The following is a 25,027-nucleotide window of genomic DNA, read 5'->3' as shown; positions in this document are numbered from 1 at the left end:
TCACAACTCGAAACAAAGTCGCCTAACTTTAGTTTGACTTACACGTGTACGCTGATATTCTAGCGAACAGTTGTTAGCTCAAAGTTAGGGACACATCGTGACGCATAATAAACCGCCCATTATCTGGTTGAATCTATTGATATTTTCTGCCAGTTTTATTCTGACTTTTGTTGTATTGCCTTGGTATGCATACCACTACGGATTAGGTTGGGAACATCTGATCTGGGGTATCATCGCCTTTAGTTTTACCAATCTCTCCATTACCGCGGGTTATCACCGTTTGTGGAGCCACAAAACCTATGAAGCCCACCCAGTTTTACGATTCATCTTTGCCATCGGTGGTGCTTTCTCTCTTCAAAACAGTGCAATGCATTGGTCTTCTGATCATCGTGTTCACCACAAACATGTGGATGACAATGACAAAGACCCGTATTCAGCGAAACGCGGTTTTTGGTATTCGCATATTGGTTGGATGCTTCGCGATTACAACAAGTCAAAAGAGAACGAGTACACAAACTGTCGTGATTTGAAGCGAGACAAGATCGTTGCATGGCAGCACAAGTATTACGTTCCTTTAGCCATTGCGACTAATATTGGCTTCCCTCTTGCACTAGGTCTTATCTATGGTGATATCTGGGGAATGTTCCTGATCGTTGGTGCCGCTCGCCTGTTCTTGAGCCATCACACCACTTTCTTTATCAATTCGTTGGCGCATGTCTGGGGTAAACAGACTTTCACCGACAAAAACACCGCTCGTGATAATGGCATATTAGCCTTCTTCACTTTTGGTGAGGGTTACCATAACTTCCATCACATCTTTGAGAACGATTACCGAAATGGTGTGTACTGGTGGCATTACGACCCGACTAAATGGTTGATCAAATCATGCTCTTGGCTTGGGTTAACCACCAAACTTCGTACGACATCGACTTTCCGTATCGAAAAAGCGCGCGCAACTCAGTTATTGAAAAAGGCAAAAGAAAAGTTAGAAACGAAACCAAATAGCCAATCGATTCGTGACCAACTTCAGCAGGAATTCGATGCACTCGTACACCACATGCAAGAATATTATGAAGCACGAAAAGAAGTGCTTGGTGAGAAAACAGCAACCGTAGTGAAAAAGTACGAACGCTCAGTATCAAAGCTGAAATACGAACAAATTAAGGAAGAATTTGAACGTCAACAACGCAGTTGGAACCTCTTAGTGCGACGCTACGCATAACGTGTAACTCGCGCTTCAATATAAAGACGTCAAAACAAAAGCTCCGTTCATTCGGAGCTTTTTTGTTCAATCAAGCCCCTTTAACGTGATCTAGCTCGAACTATCGCTTTTCCCACTTTTTAATCATTTCGTACGATTTTTATTCGACAAATTGTTCATATTTTCGTTTCTTTAAAAACAACAAAACCAGTACATAACACCTGAAAAACGTAATTTAAACAATATAATCCAACGCAATTATTTATTAATCTATTATTTGTTTTAGATCATGCTAGCTCTAATTTAGTCTCGTGCCACAGGAAAGAATTCTGTAAATTCTCTGACATAAACTGAAACAGTTTCTTTCTTTTTTTCATAATATCTGGAGACAACCCTATGTTAGAGCTCTTAATTGGCTTGGTAGTGACCATTGCTGTGGGTTATTTCATTGTCAAAGGCTACAAAGCCGCTGGCGTGTTATTAACCGCAGGTATTAGCTTGCTTCTTATGACTGGTCTACTTGGCCATGACGTTCTGCCATCAAAAGTAACCTCAACGGGTAATATGGTGACGGACGCACTAGAGTACGTAAAATACATGCTTCAATACCGTGGCGGCGGCCTTGGTATGCAAATCATGCTACTTTGTGGCTTCGCGTCTTACATGACCCACATCGGCGCAAACAATGTAGTAGTAAAACAGTTCTCTAAACCGCTTTCTGTTATCAAGTCTCCATACGTCCTTTTGGTAGCGGCTTACATCGTGGCATGTTTGATGTCTCTTGCAGTGAGTTCAGCAACAGGTCTAGGCGTGCTATTAATGGCTACCCTATTCCCAATGATGACAGCAATGGGTATCTCTCGCCCTGCTGCGGTAGCAGTGTGTGCTTCACCAGCGGCAATCATCCTTTCACCAACTTCTGGTGACGTGGTTATCGCGGCAGAAAAATCAGGCCTAGCGCTTGACGTGTTCGCGGTTCAAACCGTACTGCCTGTGTCTATTTGTGCAATCATCGTAATGGCTGCAGCGGCATTCTTCTGGAATAAATACCTAGATAAGAAAGACAACACGCCAATGGAAAAGATTGACGTATCTGAGATCAAAGCAGATGCGCCAGCGTTCTATGCGGTTCTTCCTTTCCTACCAATCATCGGTGTATTCCTATTCAACGGTCGCACGATTCCTGGTCTGACTCTAGACATCTACACTATTGTGGTAGGTTCTATCTTCTTGGGCGCTGTGATTCACTATGTGGTGAACAAGTTTGACGGTAAGAAGTCGCTTGAGGATCTTGATTCTTGTTATGCGGGCATGGCAGATGCGTTCAAAGGCGTAGTAATGCTGTTGGTTGCGGCGGGTGTATTCGCGCAAGGTCTTATGTCAATTGGTGCTATCGATAACCTACTACACCTTGCAGACAACGCAGGTGCTGGCGGTATCGCGCTAATGCTTATTCTAACCGGTCTAACTGTTGCTGCTGCGATTGCAACGGGTTCTGGTAATGCTCCATTCTACGCGTTCGTAGAGCTTGCTCCTTCACTGGCTGCGAAGATGGGTCTTAACCCTGCGTTCCTAATCATCCCAATGCTACAAGCTTCTAACCTAGGCCGTACTATCTCACCAGTATCTGGTGTAATCGTTGCGACTTCTGGTATGGCAAACATCAGTCCATTCGAAGTAGTAAAACGTACATCGGTGCCAGTTCTTGCAGGTCTGATTACTGTGATCATCGGTACTATGGTGCTTGTACCAATGACGGCATAAACTGCGGTTACATCACGCTAATCAATAAAGGCTCGGCTTCTACGTCGAGCCTTTTTTATTCTACGACTCTTCCCTTACGCCCTTCTCTTCTTCATTCACCAGTCCTTCGTTCTATTAGGTAGTGCGTTTAATTAAGCAATGCGTTCCATATTTTCAAAGTGCTCCACATTCTCAGCAGTCTGATTTGCTTACTATCTCAACAGCTTATATAAAAATCTCATACATTCACAAAATGGAACTTACTATGACTTCACTTATTGTTTTTATCGTCATCATTTTGCTTATCGCGGTGTTCGCGGTCAGCATTTACAACAAGCTAGTGACGCTACGTAATCGCTTTAAAAACAGCTTTGCTCAGATTGAAGTACAGTTGAAACGACGTTACGACTTGATCCCAAACCTTGTTAGCACCGCAAAAGGCTACATGGAGCATGAGAAAGAAACGTTTGAGCGAGTGATTCAAGCTAGAAACCAAGCAATCACTGGTTTAAAAGCAGCCAGTGATGCGCCAGACAGCGACGCCGCCATCAGCCAATTAGCACAAGCAGAAGGCATGCTACAAAATGCGCTAGGCAAGTTAAATGTGGTTGTAGAGGCGTATCCAGAACTGAAAGCCAACGAAACCATGAGCCAACTGCAAGAAGAGCTGACTAGCACAGAGAATAAAGTCGCTTTTGCTCGCCAAGCCTTTAATGATGCAGTCACCAGCTACAACACCTACAAGCAAACTTTCCCACCAGTCTTGTTTGCCAATATGTTTGGTTTCCAAGACGGCAAGTTGTTGGAATTTGCAGACACTGAAGCCATCCAAGAAGCACCTAAGGTTGAGTTCTAATGAATTTCTTTGACCATCAAGATACCGCGCGACAACGCACCGGGCTTTTGGTGTTTCTGTTTTCCTTAGCGGTATTTGTCATTACGGGTTTGGTCAGCGTCCTATCGATTGGTATTTACTATGGGGTGACGGGTGAGCCATTTGATCAAAACACGGCCATTAGCTATGTCTTACTGTGCTTTGCGGGTGTCGTGTTGATCGTAGCAATAAGTTCGATGATTCGCCTATCTGACTTATCTTCGAACGGTGGCCGAGGCGTTGCAGAAAGCATTGGTGGTAAGCTGATTTCCTCCAACACGATAGACGCCAAACACAGGCGACTTCTTAACGTGGTAGAAGAAATGGCGATCGCATCAGGGATTCCCGTTCCTCCTGTTTATGTGATGCAGGAAGAACGAGGTATCAACGCGTTTGCCGCAGGCATGAGTATCGATGATGCTGTAATCGGTGTCACACAAGGCGCACTAGACACCTTCACACGTGATGAATTACAAGGCGTGATTGCTCATGAGTTTAGCCACATCTTAAACGGAGACATGCGCCTGAACACACGTTTAATCGGGGTACTCTTCGGCATCACTTGCATTGCCCATTTCGGTCATCTGGTGTTAGACAACACACACCACACCAATCGCGTCTCAAGAAGCTCTTCCGATTCAGATAAAGGCTTTGCCGTCATTATGTTGATAGCGATTGTATGCTTGATTCTAGGTTGGGTTGGCACATTGTTTGGTTCAATGATTAAAGCGGCAATCTCAAGACAAAGGGAGTTCTTAGCCGATGCGAGTGCGGTTCAGTTTACTCGTAACGATCAAGGCATCGCTGGCGCTTTAAAAAAGATAGGTGGTTGCAACGCTGGGTCTTATCTTAACGCCAAAGCAAGCAGCCAAATGAGCCATATGATGTTTGGTCAGAGCAACTTATCTGGCTTTACTGGTTTATTTGCTACTCACCCACCACTTGAAGAAAGGATTCGCCGGATTGAGCCTAATTGGGATGGCAGCTTTTTGAGTAAAAGTCGTAGCCAAGGAGCAACTTTCGGTAATGAACAAGTCAGTGGATTTGCGTCGGATGCCGACTTTAGTACCCAAGACTTAAGTACCCAGAACGTTGAGCCACAGGGTGTCGCGCCAACTTCCTCAGAGTTAAGTGAGACAGGGAAACAGCTCATTAGCCAATTGCCACAAGACTTGGTCGACATAGCACGTGAACCTTATAGCGCTCGTTTTATTGCGTTGCTGCTGATTTTTGATGGAAGCAAAGTGCAGCGTGAGATGATCAAAGGTCATATTCCAATGGTGTCGCACGCAAAGTTATTACCTTGGTTAGATTACGAGCTGCCAATGCATTTGCGCCTTCCTCTTTTGGAATTAGCGGTCCCTGCCCTAAAAGCACTCAGTGAAGGCCAAAAGAACCGGTTGTGTGAAGTGCTGCGTGAATTATCACAAACTGACAATCATTACTCTCTCGGTGAGTGGTGCGTCATTAATTTACTTGAGAAGCAGCTCATCGCACCTTTTGGGTTTACTCGCCAGAACAAAACCCTTAAGCAACTGGAAGCAAGTGTACATTGGTTACTGAGGGAGCTCGCTTGGGTCAGTCACTCAGAGCCACAAGCGGCGCAACTTGCATTTAGTTCAGCCCTAACGTCTTTAGGTTTCGCAGAAGTAACGTTAGAGCCTGCAAACAAGAATTGGCGCTTGAGCCGTGCTGCATTAGAGCTGTTGTTGCAACTGAAACCCGTTCAACGACGCCAGTTCGTTAAAGCGTGCCGCTTGGCTATTGAATCGGATGGGAAGATCACCGTTGCAGAAGGCGAATTGTATCGAGTGATAGCATGCTTTTTGGAAGTACCCGAGCCTCCGCTGACTGTGACGATTTAAACACAGAAAGCAAAACGCCAGCGATAATCGCTGGCGTTTTTGTGTTCATCAATTGATTACTTTGATTAAGCCGCTTTGAAGCGCTCAGGAATCTTGGTGATGCTTTGACGGTAGCTGAACCATAGGTAAGTTACTGCTAGTGAGAAGAACAAGTAAGACAAAGCAAATACGATTGGAGAAGTAATCAGCTCAGCTGACATCCCCCACATCACACCAACCACAGTAATCGTCAATTTAGACAACATGCCACAGATCAGTAAGAACAAAGCAAGCTGTGGGAAACGCGAACTACGGAATGCGAAGAAGTAGCAGCTACCTACTGCAAGCGATGCAATAGAAAGACCTAGCATGAATGAATGGATGTGATCTGCTGATGCGACACCTGCAGAAACAGAAGCCATAAGTAATAGGAACAATTTCATAAGTCACCTCACTACAAGTAGAGAAAAGCATCCTTTCATTAATGAAAACTCATTTTTCGGCCTATTTTGCTTATCTATTTAGCAATTACAAGCACATTTTTTGCTCACTTTATGTTCAAGCCTCCCTTTCGAATCTAGTTATTACAAGCGGTTAACATTCTCGAATTTATAAACCCTTTAGATCCTGCACTTACAAAAAGCAGTCTCTATTTTGGCCACTTTTGTTACAGAACATTAACACTTAAACATTTTGAAACTTTTTGCTTAAACTGTGAGCCAAACACCCATGTTCGAGCTATCAACCTTGTTTCACTTAGGATCTCACTACCAAACCAAAGCTTCTTTACGTTAGATCAACATTTTCTTCATATATAAAACGCTCTCATTACAATCATTTTTAATGTTTCAAATTATTTTTAGCCACAGGGGTAAAAAGAGATTCCAATCACACATTTATTGGTTATAATCCGCGCTCATTACGTTATGTGTTGAAAAACGCAAACTTATTTTGAGTAAACCCTATCTTTAAACCGACCCCTCTTTGCTATCTGCCAAGAGGTATTACTGAGAACAAAAATGAGCAAGATTGATAAAGCTATGCGCATCCTGTTAGCAGGATTCTGTATCAACCTTTGTCTTGGCATCCTGTATGCTTGGAGTGTATTCAACAAAGCACTAGTGACTGAGTCAGGCTGGAGCGCAGCAGAAGCATCTGCACCTTACGCGACTGCAACTATTACTTTCTCTATCTGTCTTCTTGTTGCAGGTATTCTTCAAGACCGTATGGGTCCACGTTTGATCCTAATCCTAGGTACTGTTCTAACAGGTCTAGGCATGATCGCGTCTGGTTTTGTTAACTCACCACTAATGCTGAACATCACTTTCGGTGTAATCACTGGTGCAGGTATCGGTTTTGGTTACGCGTGTCTTTCTCCTTCAGCAATGAAGTGGTTCCACGCATCTAAGAAAGGTATGGTTAACGGCATCATCGCAGCAGGTTTCGGTTTAGCAGCTATCTACCTAGCTCCTGTGACTTCTGCGCTGATCGACAGCATGGGCATCCAAACAAGCTTCCTAGTTCTTGGCGTTGGTATCCTTGCTATCGCTGTTCCTCTAGCAGCAACAATCAACAACCCACCAGCGGATTACACTCCAGCGGAGCCTAAAGTAAAAGAAGGTCAAGCACCTAAGGTTGTTAAGAAGTCTGACGACCTAACTTGGAAAGCAATGCTTAAAACGCCACAGTTCTACTCTCTATGGATCATGTACGCGTTCGCAGCTTCTGTTGGTCTTATGATCATCGGTAACATCACAACTATCGCAAGCGTTCAAGCGAACCTACCAAACGCGGTTTACCTAGCGTCTATCCTTGCGGTATTTAACTCAGGCGGTCGTGTAGCGGCAGGTATGCTTGCAGACAAGATCGGTGGCGTACGTACTCTTCTTCTAGCGTTCGTTCTACAGGGCATCAACATGGTTCTGTTCGCAACGTTCAAAACTGAGTTCACGCTAATCATCGGTACAGCAATCGCAGCAGTAGGTTACGGTACGCTTCTAGCAGTATTCCCTACTCTAACGGCTGAATTCTACGGTCTGAAGAACTACGGTACTAACTACGGCGTGCTTTACACAGCATGGGGTATCGGTGGTGCAATCGGTGCAGCTGTTGTTGGTTTCTCTATGACTAACGGTGACGGCTACGGTCTTGCTTACACTATCTCAGCAGTAATGATGGCAGTGTGTATCGTACTAGCGTTCATCACTAAGCCACTGACTGAAGCGAAAGTAGCACAACTGAAAAACGCTTAATCTACAGTCCAGTTCTATTTATCTAATAGATCTGCAGAAATTGATTCGAAAAAGGCTTAACCTATGGGTTAAGCCTTTTTTATTGTTAGTTGGTTATGGAAAACACCGTCGAACTCGCGCCAGATTACTATCTCGATAACTTCTTCAAGCTCACACAGCACGCTACCGAGTGGTACAGCGACTTACTTAGCCAAGATGAACACCAATGGCTGTCCGCGTTTGGTAGCTTAAACAAGCCTGCACAGTGCCTTCTTGTACGCCTATACAGCCGTAAAGGGTGCTGGTTTCGTAGCGACAAACTCAACTATCAAGAAATTGAGAACATCCAGTCGGCTTTGGATGAATTGGCAACTCATGGTTTTGTCTCGCTCTCCCCTGACCTAACGATACAGGAGTTAGCAGCGAATCTACTGACCAAGCCAGAGATCGTCACGCTCTATCCTGAGCATCCTAAATCTCTCAAGAAAGAGGCATTAGTAGCATGCCTGAGTGAAGAGCGTTTCGAGCTATTTGAGGCTCTGGATTTCACGGTGATTAAGCTTAACTCCGCACACATGATTGATGTTTTGCTGACGCTGTTTTTTGCTAATACCCATCAAGACCTCAGTCAGTTCGTGCTTGATGACTTAGGCTTACACCAATTCGAACAATACCAGTTAAGTAAAGCGCGTCGATTCTTCGAGAGTAGAGAGCAAATCGATCGGCTTATTGAACTCAGCCAACTCTCCAACCTTTATTGGCAATGCGACAGAAAACAAAAAGCGAACCTCGATATTCTTATCGAAGCAATGCCAGAAAAGGTTGAACATCGCTACGTCGATCGTAAACGCGAGCACATGATTAACGACATTGCTCGTGATTACGAACGCATAAACGAGCTTGAGATGGCAATTGCGCTGTTTGAGACGACCACACTCGCGCCAAGCCGAGAGCGTCGTGCTCGCATTTACGACAAGCTAGAACAAAACGATTTATTTAGTGACATTGTCACGGAAATGCTCACCCACCCTATCGATGTCTCTGAGTTTGAGGTAGCACAGAAGCTCGAACAACGCGTTAAACGTAAACAAGGCTTGAAAGTCCCGAGAGCCACCAAGCCCGAGTGCAACGAATACCGCATCGAATTGGATCTATCTCAGCAACGGGTAGAGCTGGCAACCAAAGCGCATTTCGAAAGTTTAGGTTGGACCGTTTTCTATTCCGAGAATACCCTACTCAACAGCTTGTTAGGATTAACCCTGTGGGATGCGATTTTTGCACCGATAGAAGGCGCATTCATTAACGCTTATCAACATCGACCCTTGGATTTGTATCACGCCGATTTTGCCGATAAAAGAAAGCAGCTTATCGACAATGCGCTTGAGCAAGTTCAACAAGGGAATACACAGGCGTTGTTTGATACATACAGAGATAAAGTTGGGATCAGTAATCCCTTCGTCAGTTGGGCATACGTGAACGAAGAGCTGATATCCCTCGCACTTGAACACATCCCTAATGACCTGTTGGTCGAACTGTTTAACGTGCAGTTAAGCGACCTAAAACTCTATCGAAACGGCATGCCGGACTTGATTGCTTTTAAAGATGGGAAGTTTGAATGGATAGAAGTGAAAGGTCCGGGCGATAAACTCCAAGATAACCAATGGCGTTGGATCAAGGAGCTCAATCGCCTCAATGTGCCGTTCTCAGTCTGTTATGTAACAGCACAAGCTTAGGAAAAGAGCCAAATAGCCTTAGCTGCTTACTTTGGCGTTCTTCTGACCTTTCTTCTCTTTCAATTGATCAATCACGTAGCTTGGTGCGACTTTCTCTAGTTCGCCCAAGCACTCATCTGTTTTCGGGTTGTCGTAACGAACATAAATGTCGCAAACCGCATAAAGTTGCTCTGGCGCACCAGAGATCAAATACGCTTGCTCAAAAGACTTTACCGATTTGTCTAGGTTGTAGTCTTCTTGCAGTACGCCATTGAGATACCAGTAGTAGCTGTTATCTTTCGCCATGTTGGCCGCTTTTTCGATTTCTATCGCTGCATTCTTCTTCTCATCCAAACGTACTAGTGTCAGCGCTTTCGAGTAGTGTAAAGACGCATTGTCAGGGTGAAGTTTGATCGCAGAATCCAACGTCTTGACCGCATCGGCATCGCGTTGTTGCGCTCGGTAGTTGTCGGCCAAGCTTAACCAGATTTGTGGATTTTCAGGCTGATTGGTCACCAAAGCTTGATAGATTTTATCCGCTTTATCCCATTCATGGTGCCAACGATAGACATCCGCTAACAGCAGTTTCGAGCCGTCATCTTTCTTGGGCTCTAAGTAGCTGATCAGTTCTGCAACCGGGGCTTCAAGCGTTTGCTGTTGCTCGCTGCTCACGTTAGAAAAGTCACGCACTAAGTTGGTCGCGGCAGTAATACGGACCATGGCTTCTGGATCACTCAGCAGTGGCTCAATCATGCGCCAGCGATGTTCAATCGTGTAAGGTTCTGCTCCCACAATCGCGGCTTCACGAACCGCTGGGTCTTGATCTTGAAGGCTGCGTGCAACTGCCACCAGCGCGTTTTGACTTGGGTATTTTGCCAGCTCATGCAACGCTTCAATACGCTTTTCTACTGGTTGTTTCACGTCTTGTGCTTGATAAGACCACTTCGCAACCACTTGCTGCGGCGACATCTGTGCTGAATGGGTTTCCTCCGCACTTGTCACGCTCGCAGAAGAAACTTGGTCTGGTGCCAGCAAGGTCTCATCCTGCGCGGCAACAGATTGGCTTACGGTGACGCCTAGAGCGATGGCTAATAACGTTTTTGAGAATGTCATATCAATCCCCTTAAAATTTGGTTTCGAATACAGGACGCTTCGCTGCTTGTTGGCGTAACACTGCATCGCTGTATTTGCCATGTGCCACAGGGTTACCCGTTGCACGAAGAATGTATGCCATTGCCTTATCAGCATGAGAGAAGAACTTTTTCCAACCTGCACACAAGTAGTTCAACCCAGGTTCACCGTCTTTGGTGCGAATGAAACGGTTTTTCGGACACTCGCCGTAGCAAGCGAATTGGTAATCACACTGTTGGCACTGCTTGGTTAGCGAGCGAGTCTTGGCAAAGCCAAACTTTTGCTGCTCAGGACCATACGCCAAGGTGTCTAACTTTTCGTGGTGGATGTTGCCAATCTTGTACTCTGGGTAAACGTAGTGGTCACAAGCGAAAACATCACCGTTTGGTTCCATTGCCAAGCCTTTGCCACAAATCTCGCCTAGCGTGCAAAGTGGGTTTTTGCGCCCCATCCAAGTCTCTACACTCGCTTCAAAGTACTGAACAAACACCTTGCCAATGTCGTGCTGAATCCACTCATCAAAAATCGCGATAAGAAAGTTACCCCACGCCTCGTCTGCCACACACCATGGCTCAACCACAGAGTCTTTGTGACCAGGAATAAGACGCTTGTCGCCTTGTTTCAGCTGCTCTTGCGGCTCCCATGTTTGGGGTGCGGTAGTACGGAACGTTTTCTGTTCTACGATGGGAATAAACTGCATTTGCGGAGAACGCACTTCATCACGCAGGAATCGGTACACCTCAAGAGGATTGCGGCTGGTTAGATTGTTGACACAAGTTAGCGTTGCGAACTTCACTTCGTGTTTATGCAGCAGTTCAACAGCCTTCATCACTTGGTTAAACGTGCCACGTCCTGCGCGGTTGGTTCGGTAAGCGTTGTGCATCATTTCTGGTCCGTCGATACTCAAACCGACCAAGAAGTTATTTGCTTTTAGAAATGCACACCAATCGTCGTTGAGCAACGTGCCATTGGTTTGTAAATCGTTTGAAATGACCACGCCTTCTGGCTTGTACTTAGATTGAAATTCAACAATCTTTTTAAAGTAATCCAAGCCCAACATCGTTGGTTCACCACCCTGCCAAGAGAAGATGATTTCCGGCGTGTTCTGTCCTTCAATGTACTGACGAATGTAGGTTTCTAACGTCTCTTCATCCATCACAGGCGTGCAGCCTTTTTTGTACTCAAGTAAGTCCTGTTTGCTGAGGTAATAACAGTAAGTGCAATCAATGTTACAAGCCGCCCCGATAGGCTTCGCCATGACATGTAAACGCTTAGAGGCTTTACCGTTGAACTGAGGACCTTGAGTAATGTGCATACGTCACCTTTTTCGTTATGAAATGCAGCTGAGAACGCTCATAAGCGCGCCATTCTCACCTTGATGACCTAATCATAAATCCCATTAATACAAGAGGCTTGTTATACCGTTTATAACCTTTTTTCATAGCGTTTATTGCTAATATTTATCGTGACTTTTTTGGCGAGAAACTATTGATGAAATCATTTAAAAGCAAATCGTTAACCGCACTTTCCATTCTATCATTCAGCGTATTAATGAGTGGTTGTGCAACTCAATCACCGCACCCTATCGCGCTCAACATTGATCAAGACATGGTGTTGGTTGAAGGCGGTTCATTTGTCATGGGATCGGACAGCGACTCCGCCAAGAAGGCAGAAACCCCAGCACGCGAAGTAAAGGTAGACGGCTTTTACATTTCCAAATTTGAGGTCACTCAAGAATTGTTTGAATCTGTCATGGGTTCTTCAATGAGTTACTTCCAAGGTGCTGACATCCCAGTTAACAACTTGAGCTGGCAGCAGGCGAATTACTTCATCGAGAAGTTGAACGAACTGACCGGCGAAAGCTACCGCTTACCGACAGAAGCGGAATGGGAGTTTGCCGCAAAAGGCGGTAACAAGAGCCAAGGTTTCACTTACGCAGGTTCAAACAACATTGCTGATGTGGCGTGGTATGCCGACAACTCCAAAAACCAAGCTCACCCCGTAGGTCAAAAACAACCTAATGAACTTGGTCTATATGATATGACAGGTAACGTTGGTGAGTTCGTGATCGACGCGTATGACGATACTTTCTACCGCTATGGCCCAACCGAGAATCCAAACAACGCTAAAGATGAAAAAGCCGGCCTAGCACACAAGTCCGTGCGAGGCGGTAGCTTTGCCTATGATTCTGATGAATCAGAGAATTTCCGTCGAGATTTCGCAAGCCAGTCTATAATTATGTCGGACATGGGACTTCGCCTTGCTAAAGATGCTGATTAAGCACGATTACGCATGAGAAGCGACGTTACTGCCCCTTTGCGCATTCTTACCAATTAACACGTCTCTTGGTTAGGGAAATGGTTAGGGAAAGAGGCTAGATCCACGTTGTTCTCATTTCACCTCAAATGTATACAAACAATACATTCAAACTTAGGTAAATAATAATATGAAGAAACACATCTGTGCCCTTGCAGTCTTATCTGGTTTATCGTTCTCAGCGATGGCTCTAGATTGCGACCCAAGCTTGCTGCCTTCTTGGAAAGATGGAGCGAGTAAGACCGCCATCGTAAACTACGTTGACCAATCTTTGGATACAACGAAATCGACATTCATCCCTGAGCAAGATCGTATTGCTGTGTTCGATAACGACGGTACGCTATGGTCAGAAAAACCTTTCTACTTCCAGTTGGCCTATGCGCTAGACGAAGTGAAAATCATGGCAAAAGATCACCCAGAGTGGAAGACGCAAGAGCCGTTCAAATCAGTATTGAACGATGATATCGAAGGCGTTTTTAAGGGCGGTGAAAAAGCACTACTTGAGATCGTTAAAGTCACGCACAGCGGCATGACGGTTGAAGAATACCAAGAGAAGGTCGCACAGTGGCTGAAAGCTGCGAAAGACCCACGTTTTGGTAAGGCGTATACCGAGCTGACTTACAAGCCAATGCGTGAAATGGTGACCTATCTTCAAGAACACGGCTTTAAGACCTACATCGTCTCTGGTGGCGGCGTGGACTTTATGCGTGTTTGGGCACCAGAAGTGTATGGCATTCCTGAAGAACAAATCATTGGTAGCGCACTAAAATACAAGTACGACTACAACGACGGTAAACCAACTGTGACTAAGTTAGGTGAGATCCTAACGATTGATGACAAAGCCGGTAAAGTGGAAAACATTCAACACATCATCGGTAAGAAACCGGTTCTCGCAATTGGTAACTCAGACGGTGACCACGCGATGATGCAGTGGGCAACCAGTCAACCAAACTCAATGGCGATGATCGTTCACCACACAGATGAAGATCGTGAGTGGAAATACGACCGTAAATCCAGCGTCGGCCACTTAGATAAAGCGATGGATGAAGCCAACCAACGCGATAACTGGCATCTTATCGACATGAAAAACGAATGGTGCACCGTCTACTAACACCATTACGACTTCTTTAAAATCTCCCCTTTTGGGGAGTTTTTTTATTCATTTTCAATCGTTAGCCTTTTCTTCACGATCACTTCACGACTCTTCACACACAATGCCTCCCATCAAAACGAAGAGGTATAAACAGAATGAAAAGAACAGTCCTGACGATTCTAGCAGCAAGCTCATTTTCGGTAGCAGCAGCGCCTTATGTGGGTTTGGAGTATGGATTCGGCACCACCGACCACGATTTTGAAACATCTTTTGACGCTGACGGTGTGAATCTAAACCCTGAATTGGAAGACGGTATTTTTGGTGGCTTTGTTGGCTACTCTATCAACGACTCTTGGGCAGTAGAACTGGGTTACAGCCAATTTGAACTAGAAGATAGCCGCTCAAAGAACCTAGGCATCCAGAATATTGATGGAAAAGACTACCACCGTGAAATGGAATGGGATTCATCCATCAAAGCAAAACAAATCACTCTTGCTCCTGTGTTTAGCTACGCATTAAACGACAAATGGACCACCAAAGTAAAAGCGGGTCTGAGCTACACACAATACGAATCGAAAGCCGGTAAGTACGAAGAGCACGAACTGGTTTCAAATGACGATGTGGAAATGAGCAAAACACTTTTCCACAGCACAGAAAAGAATAACGAGTTGGGTGCCGTGTTCTCTGTTGGTGCGGAATACAAAATCTTCCCTCAATTGACCATCGGTGCAAATGCGAAGTACCAACTTGATAGCTACGCAAACACAGCATCAATCAACGTAGGTTCTACTTACTATTTCTAAATTAGGAAGCCATTAGCATGAAAAAACTGATTCTTGCGTCAATGCTCGCCCTACTTTCAGGCTCAGCATTGGCTGCCTTTACCGGTCCTGAAACCGCTGCAATCAATACCGTCAAAGAAGCACAAAAAGCGGCTGATGACAGCTATGTGTTGTTAACGGGTAACATTGTGCAAGCGTTGGGCAATGAGACTTACCTATTTAAAGACAACACGGGTGAAATCCAAGTCGAGATCGACAACGAAGACTGGATGGGGCAAGACGTGTCACCAAAAGATCAAGTTGCTATCCGTGGTGAAGTGGATTCGGAATGGACTAAAACTCAAATTGAAGTCGATACCATTCAGAAACTTTAAGCACTAGCGATTATCCCTTGTCCCAATTAAGCAAAAGCCACCGTCAGCGGTGGCTTTTCGTCTTTCTAGTGAACACTCAAGCAAGGGCAGTTTGGCGGAAGCACCAAGCGAATGCTTTGTGGTTTGACATCAAATCGAATCTTATTAGAACGGTATGGCTCACCGTCCAAATTTAGTGGTAGCGTTTTAGGAAAATCAATCTCCAACCAACTCGCCTGAGTATGCTTAACAAACTGCCCAGTCTCGGTTGGGTTTTGAATTTCATCAATTACTTGAGGTAGCTCATGGGGCAAGAATGGATGCACCAAAGTAATGTCCATTAAACCATCATCAATAAGTGCGTTTGGCGCGAGCTCTTGTCCACCGCCAGCTAAGCGACTATTACAAAACGCGCCAACGAGAATTTCTCCCTGATAGCTGCCCTGTTCTATCGTCAACGAGCCATCATAAGGTTTAAACCCTAGCGCTTTTACTAGTCCTGTCAATGTGTAAGCGCCACCACCTAAAAAGTTCTTCAGCTCTACGGGCGTCTCTGCGGTAATCTCTGCACCAAAACCTGCCGCTGCAATATTCATAAAATAACGATCGTTGGCTTGAACGCTATCTACCGCAACGGCGTCACCATTTACCGCGAGCTCGATGGATTCTCGAATCGTTGTGGGGATTTTTGTTGCCGTCGCAAAATCGTTCGCCGTCCCCATTGGGATAATGGCCAATTCAGGCCGAGCATTCGCGTCAATCTGGTTGAGCGCTGTGACCGCTTCGTTGACAGTCCCGTCACCACCCGCAACAACAATACGTCTAATGCCTTCATTGACCGCTTCTTTAACTAAGCGCTTCATGTCTGCAGACTCCCAAGTCACACGAACTTGCAAATCTACGCCCTGCTCTCGCATTCGCATGATCTCGTTACGAAGTTCAGGGGTTCCGGCTTTCTTACCGTTTAGAATGGCACGTATTGTCTTCATGCTCGCTCCTCGTTATCGAATCGTTTTACCCGCTTGTTTTAGCTGAGCTCTTAACCATTGATGCGCGCTTTCATTACTGCGGCTAGAGTGCCAGATCGCACAAAGGTCATGCACACTGTCATTGAAAGGCAACGGCACGGCTTTGATGTCATAGGTTTTTGAGAAGTGTTCGATGGTCGACAGTGGCAACATACCGATATATTCACTGCCGTTGATCACTGGCAACATTTCCATTGCACCCGCCGCGCGATACACAATATTGCGACTCGCCAAGTCTTCAATGTCTTCACCCGTTAACAAACTATTGCGAGCGTGCCAACGAGATACAACAACGTGTTCTTCCGCCAAGAATTGCTCAACCGAACAGGAGTCTTGAATGCGCGGGTGTTCAGAGCTGCATACCACCATCAAACGCTCAGAAAAGATTGGGTCCATTTTTAATACCGTTCGCCCACGTGGCGGCAAATCGATGATCAAATCGTATCTTTGTAAACGTAAGTCGCTTTCGTAATCTTCGGTAAACAGCGGATGCACTTCTAACCCGATATTAGGGGCTTGCTCGCGGATCTGACGCATCAGTTGTGGCATCAACTCATAGCTCGCTACAGATACACAGGCGATCGAAAAAATGCGGTTAGAAACTTTAGGATCGAAACTGCTAGAAGCGGAAAGCGTAGAGGTGAAGTTTTTTAACGCAGCAACCATTGCGGGATAGATATCCATCGCAAAGCTGGTTGGCTCGACGCCAGAAGTACTTCGGTGGAAAAGTGGTTCATCGTAGATATCACGCAGACGAGCCAGTGCTTTGCTCACCGCAGGTTGGCTGATATCAAGACGAGCAGCGGCCTTAGACAGGTTCTGCTCTTCGTAAATCGCCACAAAAATTGGGATAAGGTTTAAATCGGTGCTCTTCATTTTGCAAACATAAAACAGGACATGGTCTTATTTTAGCTAACAGTATGATAGTTAACGACTCAGAACACCGGATTTGAGCGTCTATGCATGTTTTCGCGAGTTTTAACCTCGCATTGACGAAGAATATTCTGAAAATCGCTCAGGATTTTCCTAAGTAAGGAGTCAAAAAGGCACTCACCTCTTCTCCACATAAACCAATTTCCACTTCTACGCCACCTTCTTTTAGAATGTCGATACCACGACCAGCGTTACGTGGGTCAGGATCTAACATGGCAACCACCACTTTTTTGATACCGCAAGTCACTAGGGTTTTAGCGCAAGCAGGTGTGCGTCCAACAAACGAACACGGCTCTAGCGTTACGTACGCGGTCACGTCACTTAAATCACCGTTGTAAGCCTTTAGAGCTTCAACTTCTGCATGATTGCCACCAATCGCCTGTGTATGCCCCTCTGATACGATTTCACCGTCTTTGACCAGCACGCAACCAACAGGTGGGTTTGGTTGACAAGCAGGCAGCGCGTTGCGTGACACTTCCAACGCACGAAGCATAAATTGTTGGCTCATTTGGATCTGATACTCGTTATTCAAAATTTGGGTGATGGATTCTAACGCCAGCATGCTTTCCTCGCTATATAAAAGTGTTTGCAAAACTCTTACGTTCGACCTCTCCAAACAAATCAATCCCTTTATGATTTTCACAAAAAATAAAACGGGGCGAACCGAAGTTGCCCCGTTGATTACCACTCTTCAGACCGCATTCCGAAAAAGTGACTAACGAATTCTCATCGTTAGTTCTACTGCACGAAGTTGCGCCAATGCCTTGTTCAACTCCATGTGTGCCTGTGCAAAGCTGATGTCGTCCACATGCGCGCGAATGTTTTCTTCCGCCGCTCTGCGAGCTTCTTCCGCCCTTGCTTTGTCGATGTCTTTACCGTGAAGGGCAGTATCCGCTAGCACAGTGACTACATCAGGTTGGACTTCGACCAAACCACCAGAGACATACAGAATCTCTTCAGGCTTAGACAAGTCACCGGTAATACGAGCAACACCCGGCTTGATTTTACTGATCAGCGGTGAGTGACCAGGACGAATACCTAACTCACCATCCGCACCGGCTACCGCGATAGCATGTGCCGGACCTGAGTAAAGTGTGCCCTCCGCACTTACCACATTCAGTTGAAACGTATTTTGTGAAACCGCTATGGCCATATTGCCTCCCGCGCTTTACAGTTTTTTCGCTTTTTCAAGCACTTCGTCGATGTTGCCGCAGTACATAAATGCCTGCTCTGGGATGTCATCGTACTGACCATCAAGCAGCGCTTTAAAGCCTGCAATGGTGTCTTTTAGTGGAACGAATACACCCGGTTGCCCCGTAAACACTTCAGCTACGTGGTAAGGCTGAGTTAGGAAACGTTCAACTTTACGAGCACGAGATACCAAGCGCTTATCTTCTTCAGACAGTTCATCCATACCAAGGATAGCGATGATGTCTTTTAGCTCTTTGTAACGTTGCAGCGTTTGCTGAACTTTACGCGCCACATCGTAGTGCTCTTGACCAACGACTTGAGGATCAAGCTGACGTGATGTTGAATCCAATGGGTCAATAGCTGGGTACAGACCCAAAGCAGCGATGTTACGAGACAGAACAACGGTCGCATCCAAGTGTGCAAACGTGGTTGCTGGCGATGGGTCGGTCAAGTCATCCGCTGGTACGTAAACCGCTTGGATAGACGTGATAGAACCATTCTTAGTCGACGTGATACGCTCTTGAAGCACACCCATCTCTTCTGCCAGTGTTGGTTGGTAACCTACCGCAGATGGCATACGACCAAGCAACGCCGATACCTCAGTACCTGCCAATGTGTAACGGTAAATGTTATCCACGAATAACAGTACGTCACGACCTTCATCACGGAAACGTTCTGCGATGGTCAAGCCTGTTAGCGCAACACGTAGACGGTTACCCGGTGGCTCGTTCATCTGACCGTAAACCATGGCTACTTTGTCGAGAACGCCCGCTTCCTTCATTTCGTAGTAGAAGTCGTTACCCTCACGAGTACGTTCACCTACACCGGTAAATACCGACAAACCTGAGTGAGCTTTAGCAATGTTATTGATAAGCTCCATCATGTTTACCGTCTTACCTACACCTGCACCACCGAACAGACCGATCTTACCGCCCTTCGCGAACGGACAAATCAAGTCGATGACTTTAACGCCCGTTTCCAGTAGCGCAGTGCTGTTAGATTGCTCTTCGTAGCTTGGTGCATCACGGTGGATCTCGTAAGACACTTGCTCACCGATTGGACCACATTCATCGATTGGATGACCCAACACGTTCATGATACGACCTAGGGTTTCTTCACCCACTGGTACCGTGATTGGGTTGCCCGTAGATTCCACTTCTAGGCCACGTTTAAGGCCATCTGAAGAACCCATTGCGATACAGCGAACCACACCGCCGCCCAACTGTTGCTGAACTTCCAGCATCAGTGAGCCATCGCTGCCATCGTTGATTTTCAGTGCATCGTAAACTTTTGGGCCTTTGCCTTGTTCGAACTCGACGTCGACCACCGCACCGATGACTTTGACGATTTTGCCAATACTCATAATTTAAACCTCAAATTCTCTCTCTAAACCGCTTGTGCGCCGGATACAATTTCACTCAACTCTTGAGTAATCGCCGCTTGACGCGCTTTGTTGTAAACCAGTTGTAGGTCTTCAATCAGTTGCGCTGCGTTATCAGTCGCGGCAGACATTGCCATCATCCGCGCGGCTTGTTCACAAGCGATACTCTCAACCACACCCTGATAAACCAGTGATTCCACATAGCGTTGAATCAGGTGGTTGAGAATGTCTTGAGGAGACTGCTCGTAGAGGTAATCCCAACGAGCCTCTTTATCACGTGAAATGTCTTCTTTCGGGAACGGCAGCATTTGCAATACCGTGGGTTTTTGCACCATGGTGTTTACAAACTGGTTGTAAACAAGGAACAAGCGGTCGATTTTGCCTTCGGAGTAGTGCTCCATCATGGCATTAACCGCACCCAACATATCTTCCAGTTTTGGTGCATCACCAAGGCCAGAAGTCTGTGCCATTACTTTCCCGAGGGACTGGAAAAAGCTGATTGCTTTCGAACCAATGAGCGTCGTATCTACTTCAACGCCCTTCTCTTGCCAATCCTGCATTTCTGCCAATACTTTTTTGAACAAGTTACTGTTCAGGCCACCACACAAACCTCGATCGGATGAGATGATGATGTAAGCCACTCGCTTCACTTCGCGTTCTTGAAGGAAAGGATGGCTGTACTCCAGCGTACCGGACGAGACGTGACCGATAACCTTACGCATGTTCTCTGCGTAAGGACGGGACGCCTGCATGTTCTCCTGCACTTTGCGCATCTTGCTGGCGGCGACCATTTGCATCGCACTCGTAATCTTTTGCGTGCTACTCACGCTAGCAATTTTGGTGCGAATCTCTTTGGTATTTGCCATAACGGACTCCTGTTAGTGGTCCTACGATTGCAGCGCAGTGAACTCTTTCAGCAAGCTGTGTAGCTCACTCTCGATCTCGTCGTTGTAATCACCGGATTGGTTGATCTTGTCCAGTAGCGGCTGCGCGTTTGTACGACCAAATGCCATCAACTCTTCTTCAAAACGAGAGATTTGGTTTAATGCCACATCAGTGAGGTAACCCTTCTCTGCTGCAAAGATCGCCAGTGCTTGCTCCGCAACCGTCATTGGCGCGTACTGTTTCTGCTTCATGAGTTCCGTTACTTTCTCACCGTGGTCAAGCTGACGACGTGTCGCTTCATCTAGGTCAGAAGAGAACTGAGCAAATGCGGCCAATTCACGGTATTGCGCCAACGCAGTACGAATACCACCAGACAGTTTCTTGATCACTTTGGTTTGCGCTGCACCACCTACACGAGATACCGAAATACCTGGGTCAACCGCTGGACGTAAGCCTGAGTTGAATAGCTGAGTTTGTAGGAAGATTTGACCATCGGTAATCGAGATTACGTTGGTTGGTACGAACGCCGATACGTCACCCGCTTGGGTTTCGATGATTGGCAGTGCAGTTAGAGAACCTGTTTTGCCTTTTACTTCACCGTTAGTGAATCGCTCCACGTATTCTTCGTTAACACGTGCTGCACGTTCTAGTAGGCGTGAGTGGAGGTAGAAAACATCCCCCGGGAAGGCTTCACGACCTGGTGGGCGTTTTAGAAGTAGTGAGATTTGACGGTAAGCCACCGCTTGTTTTGATAGGTCATCATAGACAATCAGCGCATCTTCACCACGGTCACGGAAGTATTCGCCCATGGTACAACCTGCGTATGGCGCGAGGTATTGCAGCGCTGCCGCTTCTGATGCTGACGCAACCACAACAATGGTGTTTTCTAGTGCGCCGTGCTCTTCTAGCTTGCGAACCACGTTGGCAATGGTCGATGCTTTTTGACCAATTGCGACGTAAATACATTTAACGCCCAGTTCTTTTTGGTTGATGATGGCATCAATCGCCATCGCGGTTTTACCCGTCTGACGGTCACCGATGATCAACTCACGTTGACCACGGCCGATTGGCACCATGGAGTCTACTGCTTTGTAACCGGTTTGGATTGGTTGGTCGACAGACTTACGGTCGATAACACCAGGGGCAATCACCTCAACTGGGTCCATACGGTCGAATGACACTGCGCCTTTACCATCGATTGGTTGACCTAGCGTGTTCACTACACGACCTAGCAAACCGTTACCGACTGGCACTTCAAGAATACGACCTGTGCCTTTTACTTTCATCCCTTCTGACAAGTCCGCATATGGACCCATCACAACGGCACCGACGGAATGACGCTCTAAGTTCAGTGCCAACGCAAAGCGGTTATCTGGCAGTTCTAGCATCTCGCCTTGCATAACATCTGCAAGACCGTGAATTGTGATGATGCCGTCACTCACAGAGACGATAGTACCTTCATTTCTCGCTTCACTTTCGAGGTTGAAGTTAACAATTCGCTCTCTGATTAATTCACTGATTTCATTTGAATTTAATTGCATTTCTATACCCCGTTACACATGTAGGTTGGTCGCCAATCGGCTTAGGTTGGTGAGGACACTGCCGTCATACACGGTCTGCCCTGCTGTGATCACCACACCACCTACAAGGGATGGATCCAGTTGTGTTTCTAGTGTGATGGCTTTACCGTACTTTTCAGTTAACGCTTGTTTAAGCCTTGCCATCTGTTCCTCATCCAGAGGTTCTGAAACACGCACTGTTACTGTCATGGTTCGTTCGTAATCCGCTTTCATCTCTTGGAACTGAACGTTTACTTCACTGAGCGCTTTTAGGCGCTTGTTCTCTTCCATAATGCGAAGAAAATTCTCGAAGTTTTGATTCAACCATTCACCACCAGCATGAAGAATCAGATCCAACAATGGTTGTTCAGAACCGTCTTCATCAAGGTCATTCAAGACCAGAAGTGTGTTAGGTTGTTCCAAGACCACTTGGGTAATCGCAAACATTTGTTGCCAATCGTCCAAGCATTCTGCGTCGCGTGCGTAATCAAACGCCGCTTTTGCGTAGGGTTGAGCTACCACTGTCAATTCGGACATGTGCCCTCCTACATTTCGTTGATGAAGCGGTTCACCAAGTCACGGTTAGCCGAGCTATCCAGATTGCGATTAATCAGCTTGCTGGCACTTTCAATCACCAGATCCGCCATTTCATCTTTCAGCTCTTGGCGAACTTTGCTGCGTTCGCTTTCCACTTCTGCTTTGCCTTCTGCGACAATGCGCGCTTTCTCTTGATTTGCCAGATCAACCGCTTCCGCAACCATCTGTTCTTGACGTTGCTTACCTTGGTTAATGATGGCTTGAGCTTTTGAGCGAGCTTCTGTCAGCAGCGCTTCACCATTCGCTTTTGCCAGTTCTAACTCTTGTGCTGCTTTTTCTGTTTGCTCAAGACCTTGGGCAATTTCAGCACGACGCTCATCAAGCAGTTTTACAAGTGGTGGCCAGACATATTTCATGCACAGCCAAACGAAAATCACGAAGGAGATCGCCTGACCAAACATTGAGGCATTTAAGTTCATAGCACCCTCTCTTCTATAACGTTATGAAAATTATTAATTCGAATTACGCTACAGCGAAGATGATGTACAAGCCGATACCTACACCGATCATTGGCACCGCGTCCACAAGACCCATCATGATGAAGAACTGAGTACGAAGCATTGGGGTCAAATCAGGTTGACGAGCCACACCTTCAAGGTATTTACCTGCAAGGTTACCGATACCTGCTGCGGCACCCGCTGCACCAAGACCGATCAGTAGTGCACCCGCCACGTAAAGAACTGCGCTAACGATATCCATAACAACTCCTAGAATTGAATTTTTTAATTAAGAAACAAGATTTTGAAATTAATGCTCTTCAACAGCCATGCCGAGATAAACCACGGTCAGTACCATAAAAATAAATGCTTGAAGAACAACAATAAGAATGTGGAATAGTGCCCAAGGAACACTTAGTGCCCATTGCATCCACCACGGCATTAATGCAATTAGAATGAAGATCATTTCACCTGCATACATATTGCCAAACAATCGAAGACCTAAAGATATTGGTTTAGAAATTAACGTTACCAATTCAAGAACTAAGTTCACTGGATATAACAGCGGATGTGAAAATGGTTGAGTAGTTAACTCTTTAATAAAACCTTTCACGCCTTTGTTTTTAAACGTATAACCCAACACCAAAATAAATACGCCTAATGCCATCGACATCGTAATATTGACGTCAGCAGATGGTAAGTCACGGAAGTGTTCAACGCCTACAGCACGAGTAAGTGCAGGAATTAAATCAATCGGTAACAAATCCACGGCATTCATTAATAACACCCAAACAAATATTGTCAGTGCTAAAGGACCAATTAACTTGTCCTTTGCTTGAAATATTTCTTTTACGATGTCATCGACGAACTCAAATATTATCTCGATCAAACACTGGAATCGTCCTGGTACTCCTTTCGTTCCTTTCGTCACCGCATAACGGAATGAAAGGATGAAAACGAGCCCCGTCAGCCAGACCATGATCATGGAATCAAGGTTAATTCCAAACCAACCGTCGCCGGCGGTGAGAAAGGTCAGGTGGTGCTCAATATATTCATGAGCGGACTGGACAGTCTCCATTTATGCCTTCCTTTCGAAGCGATCTCTGAACAGCGGCGTTAAGAAGTGACCAAACATCGTCACACAAAAGCCTATCAGGACCACGATGTTGCGAAGAGCCATAAATCGAAACGTCAAAACAAACATCACAATGGTGTAAATGACTTTGATATTTCGACTCAGATGCATGAGGTCACGCAAACTCTCTTCTGGTTTCACCCTAGATTTAATGGACGCGAATACCATGCCGAACAGAGATGGAAGAATCGCGATAAGCACCCCAGTAATCGCTGACTCAGCACTGAGAGAGCCGCTTCGCATGTACTCATACGCGATGAATACCAGACCCAAAGTTGCTTGAGCAATCAGAATCCTCTTGCCTGCCACCAATATTGGATCGTCGTGAATATTAGCTTCCATAAATCACCCTTTAAAATAATTTCGAATTAAACTTCTGATAATTAAACTTCACAAAATAAAGCTGCCTAGTGACGACGAATTATATTAAGATAAATTTAATACACAGAATTAAATTTAATCTGATAATTATTATTCACATATTTAAAAATCAAAACGGAATCACTCCGCATTTCCGTTTCCCCAGAAATATACACCGATAATTTTAATAATCTAAATCAAAAAACTTGCAAATTATCATTCCATTTTTGAAGTGTTATTT

General features: G+C 45.7%; 25 protein-coding genes. 10 read left to right on the top strand and 15 right to left on the bottom strand.

The annotated features are described in order from the left end of the window. Positions 1-97: 97 nt before the first annotated feature. The 4 genes from VCHENC03_RS24385 (at position 98) to VCHENC03_RS24400 (ending at position 5,683) form a co-directional block, all read left to right on the top strand. Positions 98-1,222, top strand: a complete 1,125-nt coding sequence (locus VCHENC03_RS24385) for an acyl-CoA desaturase (protein ID WP_020197465.1) — start codon at positions 98-100, stop codon at positions 1,220-1,222. A 375-nt stretch (positions 1,223-1,597) separates the two neighbouring features. Next, positions 1,598-2,965: an anaerobic C4-dicarboxylate transporter DcuC gene (dcuC, locus tag VCHENC03_RS24390; protein WP_005437706.1), complete on the top strand. Its 1,368-nt coding sequence runs from the start codon at positions 1,598-1,600 to the stop codon at positions 2,963-2,965. A 244-nt stretch (positions 2,966-3,209) separates the two neighbouring features. Next, the gene (locus tag VCHENC03_RS24395) at positions 3,210-3,800 is read left to right on the top strand and encodes a LemA family protein (protein WP_009704181.1); all 591 of its coding nucleotides are present in this window, start codon (positions 3,210-3,212) and stop codon (positions 3,798-3,800) included. Beyond that, a complete protein-coding gene (locus VCHENC03_RS24400) occupies positions 3,800-5,683 on the top strand; it encodes a M48 family metallopeptidase (RefSeq protein ID WP_009704180.1) in 1,884 nt (627 codons plus the stop codon). Before VCHENC03_RS24395 ends, VCHENC03_RS24400 begins: the two co-directional genes overlap by 1 nt. A gap of 65 nt (positions 5,684-5,748) precedes the next feature. On the opposite strand, the gene VCHENC03_RS24405 is transcribed toward VCHENC03_RS24400, so the two are convergent. Continuing rightward, positions 5,749-6,105 carry a hypothetical protein gene (locus VCHENC03_RS24405; protein WP_009704179.1) on the bottom strand — a complete coding sequence of 119 codons (357 nt, stop codon included), beginning with the start codon at positions 6,103-6,105 and terminating at the stop codon, positions 5,749-5,751. A gap of 576 nt (positions 6,106-6,681) precedes the next feature. Between VCHENC03_RS24405 and VCHENC03_RS24410 the strand changes: the two genes are divergently transcribed. Next, positions 6,682-7,914 (top strand): L-lactate MFS transporter, encoded by a 1,233-nt coding sequence (locus VCHENC03_RS24410; protein WP_009704178.1) that lies wholly within the window; start codon positions 6,682-6,684, stop codon positions 7,912-7,914. A gap of 95 nt (positions 7,915-8,009) precedes the next feature. Further along, on the top strand, positions 8,010-9,626 hold the full coding sequence (locus VCHENC03_RS24415; RefSeq protein WP_009704177.1) for a VRR-NUC domain-containing protein: 1,617 nt from the start codon (positions 8,010-8,012) through the stop codon (positions 9,624-9,626). A gap of 18 nt (positions 9,627-9,644) precedes the next feature. On the opposite strand, the gene VCHENC03_RS24420 is transcribed toward VCHENC03_RS24415, so the two are convergent. Both VCHENC03_RS24420 and VCHENC03_RS24425 read right to left on the bottom strand, forming a co-directional pair. Continuing rightward, the gene (locus tag VCHENC03_RS24420) at positions 9,645-10,718 is read right to left on the bottom strand and encodes a HEAT repeat domain-containing protein (protein WP_009704176.1); all 1,074 of its coding nucleotides are present in this window, start codon (positions 10,716-10,718) and stop codon (positions 9,645-9,647) included. Between the two features lie 10 nt (positions 10,719-10,728). Beyond that, on the bottom strand, positions 10,729-12,051 hold the full coding sequence (locus VCHENC03_RS24425) for an anaerobic sulfatase maturase (RefSeq protein ID WP_005437723.1): 1,323 nt from the start codon (positions 12,049-12,051) through the stop codon (positions 10,729-10,731). Positions 12,052-12,227: 176 nt separating this feature from the next. Here VCHENC03_RS24425 and VCHENC03_RS24430 point away from each other — a divergent pair, with 176 nt between their 5' ends. The 4 genes from VCHENC03_RS24430 (at position 12,228) to VCHENC03_RS24445 (ending at position 15,301) form a co-directional block, all read left to right on the top strand. Continuing rightward, entirely contained in the window at positions 12,228-13,016 is a 789-nt protein-coding gene (locus VCHENC03_RS24430) for a formylglycine-generating enzyme family protein (protein WP_009704175.1), read from the top strand. A gap of 166 nt (positions 13,017-13,182) precedes the next feature. Then, the gene (locus VCHENC03_RS24435; RefSeq protein ID WP_005431814.1) at positions 13,183-14,163 is read left to right on the top strand and encodes an HAD family hydrolase; all 981 of its coding nucleotides are present in this window, start codon (positions 13,183-13,185) and stop codon (positions 14,161-14,163) included. Between the two features lie 137 nt (positions 14,164-14,300). Continuing rightward, on the top strand, positions 14,301-14,948 hold the full coding sequence (locus VCHENC03_RS24440; protein ID WP_009704174.1) for an AcfA family outer membrane beta-barrel protein: 648 nt from the start codon (positions 14,301-14,303) through the stop codon (positions 14,946-14,948). A gap of 17 nt (positions 14,949-14,965) precedes the next feature. After that, positions 14,966-15,301 carry a YgiW/YdeI family stress tolerance OB fold protein gene (locus VCHENC03_RS24445; RefSeq protein ID WP_005437727.1) on the top strand — a complete coding sequence of 112 codons (336 nt, stop codon included), beginning with the start codon at positions 14,966-14,968 and terminating at the stop codon, positions 15,299-15,301. Positions 15,302-15,366: 65 nt separating this feature from the next. On the opposite strand, the gene yegS is transcribed toward VCHENC03_RS24445, so the two are convergent. From yegS to VCHENC03_RS24505, 12 genes are all read right to left on the bottom strand, one after another. Then, positions 15,367-16,269 (bottom strand): lipid kinase YegS, encoded by a 903-nt coding sequence (gene yegS / locus VCHENC03_RS24450; RefSeq protein ID WP_009704173.1) that lies wholly within the window; start codon positions 16,267-16,269, stop codon positions 15,367-15,369. 12 nt (positions 16,270-16,281) lie between these two features. Further along, on the bottom strand, positions 16,282-17,184 hold the full coding sequence (locus tag VCHENC03_RS24455; protein ID WP_005437729.1) for a LysR family transcriptional regulator: 903 nt from the start codon (positions 17,182-17,184) through the stop codon (positions 16,282-16,284). 139 nt (positions 17,185-17,323) lie between these two features. Beyond that, complete coding sequence (locus tag VCHENC03_RS24460) at positions 17,324-17,749, bottom strand: bifunctional diaminohydroxyphosphoribosylaminopyrimidine deaminase/5-amino-6-(5-phosphoribosylamino)uracil reductase RibD (protein WP_009704172.1); 426 nt, start codon at positions 17,747-17,749, stop codon at positions 17,324-17,326. 207 nt (positions 17,750-17,956) lie between these two features. Further along, positions 17,957-18,394, bottom strand: a complete 438-nt coding sequence (locus VCHENC03_RS24465; RefSeq protein WP_005431788.1) for a F0F1 ATP synthase subunit epsilon — start codon at positions 18,392-18,394, stop codon at positions 17,957-17,959. A 15-nt stretch (positions 18,395-18,409) separates the two neighbouring features. After that, positions 18,410-19,795: a F0F1 ATP synthase subunit beta gene (gene atpD / locus VCHENC03_RS24470; protein ID WP_005431749.1), complete on the bottom strand. Its 1,386-nt coding sequence runs from the start codon at positions 19,793-19,795 to the stop codon at positions 18,410-18,412. 23 nt (positions 19,796-19,818) lie between these two features. Next, positions 19,819-20,679, bottom strand: a complete 861-nt coding sequence (gene atpG / locus VCHENC03_RS24475; RefSeq protein WP_005431811.1) for a F0F1 ATP synthase subunit gamma — start codon at positions 20,677-20,679, stop codon at positions 19,819-19,821. Between the two features lie 21 nt (positions 20,680-20,700). After that, positions 20,701-22,239: a F0F1 ATP synthase subunit alpha gene (atpA, locus tag VCHENC03_RS24480; protein WP_005437731.1), complete on the bottom strand. Its 1,539-nt coding sequence runs from the start codon at positions 22,237-22,239 to the stop codon at positions 20,701-20,703. 12 nt (positions 22,240-22,251) lie between these two features. Next, positions 22,252-22,794: a F0F1 ATP synthase subunit delta gene (locus VCHENC03_RS24485; protein WP_005431763.1), complete on the bottom strand. Its 543-nt coding sequence runs from the start codon at positions 22,792-22,794 to the stop codon at positions 22,252-22,254. Positions 22,795-22,802: 8 nt separating this feature from the next. Continuing rightward, positions 22,803-23,273, bottom strand: a complete 471-nt coding sequence (locus tag VCHENC03_RS24490; RefSeq protein ID WP_005431830.1) for a F0F1 ATP synthase subunit B — start codon at positions 23,271-23,273, stop codon at positions 22,803-22,805. A 43-nt stretch (positions 23,274-23,316) separates the two neighbouring features. Continuing rightward, positions 23,317-23,553 carry a F0F1 ATP synthase subunit C gene (atpE, locus tag VCHENC03_RS24495; protein ID WP_004727739.1) on the bottom strand — a complete coding sequence of 79 codons (237 nt, stop codon included), beginning with the start codon at positions 23,551-23,553 and terminating at the stop codon, positions 23,317-23,319. A 48-nt stretch (positions 23,554-23,601) separates the two neighbouring features. Beyond that, on the bottom strand, positions 23,602-24,369 hold the full coding sequence (atpB, locus tag VCHENC03_RS24500; RefSeq protein ID WP_005533315.1) for a F0F1 ATP synthase subunit A: 768 nt from the start codon (positions 24,367-24,369) through the stop codon (positions 23,602-23,604). Then, the gene (locus VCHENC03_RS24505) at positions 24,370-24,768 is read right to left on the bottom strand and encodes an ATP synthase subunit I (RefSeq protein ID WP_005431832.1); all 399 of its coding nucleotides are present in this window, start codon (positions 24,766-24,768) and stop codon (positions 24,370-24,372) included. Positions 24,769-25,027 lie beyond the last annotated feature (259 nt).

The sequence above is a fragment of the Vibrio sp. HENC-03 genome, assembly GCF_000305755.2.
Taxonomy (GTDB): Bacteria; Pseudomonadota; Gammaproteobacteria; order Enterobacterales; family Vibrionaceae; genus Vibrio; species Vibrio owensii.
Note: the sequence above shows the minus strand (reverse complement) of the source record. Positions and strands in the feature narration are given on the sequence as shown.